The sequence below is a fragment of the Neisseria sp. P0022.S010 genome (genome assembly GCF_051956635.1).
Genome location: NZ_JBQCXF010000539.1, coordinates 1 through 1,992, shown reverse-complemented (window position 1 = coordinate 1,992; position 1,992 = coordinate 1). Strand labels below are relative to the sequence as shown.

Sequence of the window (1,992 nt, the reverse complement as noted above, 5' to 3'; positions counted from 1 at the left end):
TTGAGTCAAACGGATTTGCAATTGTGAGTAAAGTTGAAAATTATCAGCATGTTACTGTCTTGTTGCATGAGGCGGTGGATGCGTTGGCAATCCGTGAAGACGGGATTTATGTGGACGGTACGTTCGGCAGGGGAGGGCATTCCCGGCTGATTTTGTCGCGTTTGGGCGAGCAAGGGCGTTTGGTTGTTTTTGACAAAGACCCTGAGGCGATTGCGGTAGCCAATGAACTGGCGGCGCAAGATAAGCGTGTCCGTGTCGTACACAATGGTTTTGAAACATTTCAGACGGCCTTGGATGAATTGGGCATCGATAAGATTGACGGTGCGCTTTTTGATTTGGGGATTTCGTCGCCGCAAATTGACGATGGCAGCCGCGGATTCAGTTTCCGCTTTGATGCGCCGTTGGATATGCGGATGGATCCGACCCGCGGGATGTCTGCGGCGGAATGGATTGCAACCGCATCCGAACAGGATTTACACGAGGTCATTAAGAATTATGGTGAAGAGCGGTTTAGTCGCCAGATTGCGCGCGCCATTGTTGCGCAACGGGAGGAAAGTCCCATCGATACAACCCGCAAGCTGGCGCAGCTTGTGGCGCAAAACGTCCGTACTCGCGAGCGCGGACAAGACCCTGCAACGCGCACCTTCCAAGCAGTTCGCATCTTTATTAACCGCGAGCTCGAAGAGGTAGAGGCAGTTTTGCCGCAGGTTGCAGGCCGTCTGAAAGAGGGTGGACGCTTGGCCGTCATTGCGTTCCATTCTTTGGAAGACAGAATTGTGAAGCAGTTTATTAAAAAATATTCGCAACATGTGCCTTTGCCCCGTTGGGCAGTGGTTAAGGAAGCGGATTTGCCTCAGCCGCCTTTGAAGGCTGTGGGCAAAGCAATCAAACCGGGTTCGGCAGAGACTGAAGCCAATCCGCGTGCGCGCAGTGCGGTTTTGCGGGTGGCGGAGCGCAGCAGCGGCGAATTTTCGGTTGTTGACTAGGGAAGCGTTTCGGCATTGTCGCAAGGGATGTTTCTGTTGACAGGCCGTCTGAAAGTTTTAAATGGGTAAGTTGAATATTTTATTACTGGTTTTGGTGACGGTTTCGGCCTTTGCCGTAGTGTTTAAGCAAAACCAGTCGCGCTTGCACTTTATCGAGTTGGATAAGGCGCAAAAGCGGGAAATTCAGTTGGAACAGGATTACGCGCGCTTGAAGCTGGAGCAGGCAAGATTGGCCAACCACAAACTGATTAAAGTGGCGGCCGAAAAGCAACATCTGCTTCCGCCGGGTGCGCATAATACGGCTATGCTGGAACGCAAAAAATAAGAATATAGCCTTGTTTTCAAGGTGTTTACGGGAATTAATAGCTCACTGAGCAGCTAAGTCATGAGAAGTCCAACATGTTAATTAAGAACGAATATAAACCTCAAATGCTGTCTGGAACCACAAAAACAAAAAAACCGCTGACAAGTAACGGACGTATCGGTTTGGTGCTGGGTGCCGTTGCGCTGGCATTTACCGGTCTGTTGGTGCGCGGGGTTTATCTGCAAACCAGTCAGCATGAGTTTTTGAAAAATCAGGGTGACCAACGTTTTGTGCGCACGCTTCCGCTGCCTGCATCACGCGGTATGATTACCGACCGCAATGGTGCTACATTGGCGTTGAGTGCGCCTACCGAATCATTGTATGCCATGCCTTCCGGTATGGAGGAAATGCCGACTGACGAGCAGTTGGAGAAACTGTCGGCCATTGCCGATGTGCCTGTTGAAGTGTTAAAAAATAAATTGTCTAAAAAAGACAAAGGCTTTATCTATCTGAAGCGTCAGCTCAGCTACGAAAAAGCGGAAGAAATCAAGGCATTGGGCATTAAAGGCATCGCCTTCCAAAAAGAATTGAAACGCCATTACCCGATGGGCAATCTGTTTGCGCACGTTATCGGTTTTACCAATATCGACGGCAAAGGTCAGGAGGGCTTGGAGCTTTCCCGTGAAGACAGCCTGCGCGGTG

2 protein-coding genes and 1 pseudogene are annotated in these 1,992 nt (G+C 50.3%); all 3 read left to right on the top strand.

The window, feature by feature from the left end; translation table 11 throughout:
- Positions 1–23 precede the first annotated feature (23 nt).
- Complete coding sequence (gene rsmH / locus ACTHUT_RS19140; RefSeq protein ID WP_440386017.1) at positions 24–986, top strand: 16S rRNA (cytosine(1402)-N(4))-methyltransferase RsmH; 963 nt, start codon at positions 24–26, stop codon at positions 984–986.
- Positions 987–1,047: 61 nt separating this feature from the next.
- Complete coding sequence (ftsL, locus tag ACTHUT_RS19135; protein ID WP_003681879.1) at positions 1,048–1,311, top strand: cell division protein FtsL; 264 nt, start codon at positions 1,048–1,050, stop codon at positions 1,309–1,311.
- A gap of 74 nt (positions 1,312–1,385) precedes the next feature.
- A pseudogene (locus ACTHUT_RS19130) lies at positions 1,386–1,992 on the top strand (penicillin-binding protein 2); the annotation flags it as partial.